Raw genomic sequence first — 4,321 nt, forward strand, 5'->3', positions numbered from 1 at the left:
TCAGTTTTCAAGGTTCTTTGTTGTCTCAGCGACAGCTCATATATTTTATCATAAGCATTCTTGCTTGTCAACAACTTTTTTAATTTTTTTGTTTTTCTTTTTCAAAAGCGCCGTTTCTTCAACAGCTCAGCTAGTTTATCACGAAAACCCATCAGTGTCAAGCACTTTTTTGTTTTTATTTTTTCCAGCTTTTTTAAAAAAAGAAACGGAGAAAGAGGGATTTGAACCCTCGCGCCGGTTGCCCGACCTACACCCTTAGCAGGGGCGCCTCTTCGGCCTCTTGAGTATTTCTCCGCAGTAATAAAAAAATATTCAATTGCATCTTAACGCATTTCTTTGTCAGACGCGTATCTCATTGTATCAAAGAAAATTTAAAATGTCAAGCTAATTTATCCAGGTTTTTTCTTTTTTTTATTTCCTTTAAATCACCATTTTTCAATATATTTTATGATATGATACTATAAGCACTTAGCGAGATGTTTTGGCGGATTGCAGGAGTGCATCGCATCGCACGAAGCAATCCAGATTAGGATTCAGAAAGGAGTTTTTTATGAATTTAAAATATATGATCCTGGGAGCCGGCGGTACTGGTGGAATTCTTGGCTCTGCTCTTACAAAAGCTGGAAAGGATGTTACATTCATTGCCCGTGGTTCCAACCTTGATGCTATGCGTAATAACGGTCTCATCATTCGTCATCTCTGGGATCAGACGGAAGAACATCTTGAGGTTCATGCATTATCCATGGAAGAATCCTGTGCTCTTTCCCTGGCTCCGGAGGTTATCTTTATATGCGTAAAAGAATATTCCCTTGATTCCGTCCTTCCTTTTATCCGACAGACCGCTGGTCCCCGCACAATTATTATTCCCATCTTAAATATATATGGAACCGGTGCCAGGATGCAGAAAGAATTACCGGATTGTACCGTTCTGGATGGATGCATCTATGTTTCTGCATCCTTAGAACATCCCGGTGTTCTGGTTCAGCACGGTCCTATCTTAAGGGTTGTCTTCGGTCCCAGGGATCCTTCCTATATTTCTCCGATTTTATCAGCCATTCAATCGGATCTTTGCAAAAGCGGTATCGATGGAGTTTTATCCACCCATATCCAAAGGGATGCTTTGGAGAAATTTTCCTATGTCTCCCCTATCGGAGCTGCCGGAGTCTACCTTCATGCCGTGGCCGGAGATTTTCAAAAGGAAGGACCTGCCCGTGAATTATTTAAATCCATGATTCGTGAAATCAGCGCTCTGGCTGCTGCCATGGGATATCCCTTTGAAAAAGACTATGTAAAAATAAATCTGGAGATTCTTTCCAACTTATCTGCCGATGCCACCACTTCCATGCAGCGTGACATAATGGAAGGAAAACCGTCGGAACTGGACGGACTTGTCATGGAGCCCCTCCGACTTGCAAAAAAATATTCTGTCTCTATGCCCTGTTATGAGGAGGTAGCAAACGTATTATGTCCATTGGAATTTTAGTTGGTAAAATTGCGGCATTATTTATCATCATGTTTTTAGGCTTTGTTTTGGTAAAGACTGGCATTTGCCGCTCAGATGACAGCCGCGTTCTTTCACGCCTGTCTGTCTATATCGTAGTCCCCTGTTCGATTTTATCTGCTTTTCAGGTCAGCTGCAGCCCTTCCATCCTAAATGGGCTTCTTTTGGCGGTGGCTGCTGCTGTATTGATCCATCTCATCCTGATTGTCCTTTTTTACTTTATAGGACCTCTTCTTCATCTTAACGGAGTCGAAAAAGCCTCTATCATCTACTCTAATGCAGGAAATCTTGTTATACCGCTTGTTTCCTCTATTCTAGGACCTGACTGGGTTATTTATTCCAGCGCCTACGTCTCTGTACAGCTTTTTCTTCTCTGGAGCCATGGTAAAATGATGATCTGTGAAGAAAAGAAGCCTGATTTTAAAAAAATCATAACAAATACAAATATGATTGCCATTTTATTCGGTATTTTTCTATTCTTGGCACAGATTTCACTTCCCGGTCCAGTGGACAGCGCTGTCCGCTCCCTGGGAAGCATGATTGGTCCTTTGGCCATGCTGATCTCAGGAATGCTGATTGCCGGAACCACTCCCCAGGAAATTCTGACTTTTCCCCATATTGGACTTGTCACGATTCTGCGGCTCATCGGTGTACCGCTTTTGACAATTTTACTTCTTAAATTCAGCGGCCTTGCTTCTTTTGCTGAGAATGGTTCACAAATTCTGCTTGTCACCCTGTTAGCCACAATCACCCCATCCGCCTCCACAATCACGCAGATGGCCCAGGTATATGGAAAAGATGCCCGCTATGCTGGTGCCATTAACGTAATTACCACTCTATTCTGTATGATAACCATGCCAATCATGGTTTATCTCTATCAATTATAACTTTATTCGTAGCTGTTCACAGTTACCTTTATTCTTCACGACAAAGAGGTTATTTGCCAAACAGCAAATAACCTCTCTTCATAAAACTCTAAAATGCATCTGCATTCTTGCTGCGGGATGGGAGTCATCCCACATCTGATATCTTATTATCCTATCTCTGATATTCCTTTACTGCGGTCTCGTAAAGATTGTTTCCTTCGGAATCAATTACCACGATCATAGGCATATTTTCTACCGTCAATTTTCGGATCGCCTCTGTTCCCAGATCGTCGTATGCAATCACTTCCGATTCCTTAATGCATTTTGAAAGAATTGCTCCGGCTCCGCCCACTGCCGCAAAATAAACGGCACCATTGCGAACGATGGCATCGATGACTGCCTGGCTTCTCTTTCCTTTTCCGATCATGGCTCCCATGCCGAGATCCAGAAGTCTTGGAGTATATTTATCCATACGGCTGGCTGTGGTCGGACCTGCAGAACCAATCGGACGGCCCTCTCTGGCCGGTGACGGTCCCATATAATAAATTACATTATCTTTCAGATCAAGGGGAAGTTCTCTTCCTTCATCCAGCGTCTCTATCATGCGCTTATGAGCTGCATCACGTGCCGTATAGATGGTTCCGCTTATATATACATAATCACCTGCATGCAGGCTTTTTAATGTCTCCCTGTCAATTGGAGCTGTGATTGTTCTATCCATATTTTCCTCCAAATCTATCCTATGTGCTCTCGGTATCTTTTTGTGCAGGAAAAACTCCGAGAGTACATTCTTTATACTATCAAATGATGTTTGGGTCACAAGAGATTTTTCCCCTTTTGATACCGGATTGCTATGTGCTTCGCACTTTCGCAATCCTAAAAATATTCATCAAATCACTCTGTGCGCATGACGGTTTACATGACAGCAGATATTGATGCCTACCGGCAGACCTGCAATATGGGTCGGGTAGGTTTCAATATTGACAGCCAGGGCGGTTGTCCGTCCGCCTAAACCGCCAGGACCGATTCCAAGGTTATTGATCGTTTCAAGCATTTCTTTTTCCAGATCACGCACATACTCAACCGGTGATTCCTCTTCCAGATTTCTGGTCAGCGCGTGCTTCGCCATCTCTGCACACTTTTCAAAGGTTCCGCCGATTCCGACACCTACTACCATCGGAGGACAGGCATTCGGTCCTGCATCCCGCACCGCTGTCAGAATAGCATCCTTGACTCCTTCGATTCCATCTGCCGGTTTCAGCATGAACACACGGCTCATGTTTTCACTTCCAAATCCCTTCGGAGCCACCGTGATCTCTACCTGCTCCCCCTCTACGATCTCATAATGAATGATAGCCGGTGTATTATCCTTCGTATTCTCACGGTAAATCGGATCCTTAACCACGGATTTACGGAGATATCCGTCTACATATCCCTGACGCACGCCCTCATTGATAGCATCAGTCAGAGAACCGCCGATCAGATGTACATCCTGTCCTACCTTGATAAACACAACCGCCATTCCGGTATCCTGGCAGATCGGAATCATCTCCTCACCGGCAATACATAAATTTTCTTCCAGCTGACCTAAAATCTGACGTCCCAATGGAGATTCTTCACTCGCTGCCGCCTCATCAAACACTTTTTTCATATCCGGTGACAGAAAATGGTTGGCCTCAATGCACATTTCTTTGATATTCTGTGTAATGGTTTCAACATTGATTCTTCTCATTTGAAAACTACCCTTCTTCCATGAATTTTTGTCTGCCCCTGCTGACAGAACCGCATCTCTTAATCATTAATGACTCTTATATCATCATAATAGAAATTAAATAATCTTGCAATCATTTCTGAATAGATGTAATAAAAATACCCCCTGAATAGATTTTGATCTCATGCGCAGTGACTCTGATAGGAATATGCCAGCTTTGCTGACCAGAATCACGCGCCAAGT

The 4,321-nt window shown here is 43.3% G+C and carries 4 protein-coding genes and 1 tRNA gene; 2 read left to right on the forward strand and 3 right to left on the reverse strand.

Annotated features, from left to right (window positions below; translation table 11 throughout):
• Positions 1-206: 206 nt before the first annotated feature.
• Positions 207-294, reverse strand: a tRNA-Ser gene (locus QVO97_RS00030).
• 256 nt (positions 295-550) lie between these two features.
• On the opposite strand from QVO97_RS00030, the gene QVO97_RS00035 reads away from it, so the two are divergent.
• Both QVO97_RS00035 and QVO97_RS00040 read left to right on the forward strand, forming a co-directional pair.
• Positions 551-1,483 (forward strand): ketopantoate reductase family protein, encoded by a 933-nt coding sequence (locus tag QVO97_RS00035; protein WP_022358411.1) that lies wholly within the window; start codon positions 551-553, stop codon positions 1,481-1,483.
• Positions 1,465-2,388 (forward strand): AEC family transporter, encoded by a 924-nt coding sequence (locus QVO97_RS00040; protein WP_022358412.1) that lies wholly within the window; start codon positions 1,465-1,467, stop codon positions 2,386-2,388. Before QVO97_RS00035 ends, QVO97_RS00040 begins: the two co-directional genes overlap by 19 nt.
• A gap of 151 nt (positions 2,389-2,539) precedes the next feature.
• Here QVO97_RS00040 and QVO97_RS00045 read toward each other — a convergent pair whose 3' ends face one another.
• Both QVO97_RS00045 and QVO97_RS00050 read right to left on the reverse strand, forming a co-directional pair.
• Positions 2,540-3,100, reverse strand: a complete 561-nt coding sequence (locus QVO97_RS00045) for a Fe-S-containing hydro-lyase (protein WP_367950168.1) — start codon at positions 3,098-3,100, stop codon at positions 2,540-2,542.
• A gap of 156 nt (positions 3,101-3,256) precedes the next feature.
• Positions 3,257-4,099, reverse strand: coding sequence for a fumarate hydratase (locus QVO97_RS00050; protein ID WP_022358414.1), 843 nt, complete (start codon positions 4,097-4,099; stop codon positions 3,257-3,259).
• Positions 4,100-4,321 lie beyond the last annotated feature (222 nt).

This window comes from Clostridium sp. CAG:43, assembly GCF_000434655.1.
GTDB classification, from domain to species: Bacteria; Bacillota; Clostridia; order Lachnospirales; family Lachnospiraceae; genus Otoolea; species Otoolea fessa.

What these genes read in the sequence shown, in the direction of transcription:
- QVO97_RS00035 (WP_022358411.1), top strand. Translation starts at nt 551, where the DNA reads ATGAATTTAAAATATATGATCCTGGGAGCCGGCGGTACTGGTGGAATT.
- QVO97_RS00040 (WP_022358412.1), top strand. Translation starts at nt 1,465, where the DNA reads ATGTCCATTGGAATTTTAGTTGGTAAAATTGCGGCATTATTTATCATC.
- QVO97_RS00050 (WP_022358414.1), bottom strand. Translation starts at nt 4,099, where the DNA reads ATGAGAAGAATCAATGTTGAAACCATTACACAGAATATCAAAGAAATG.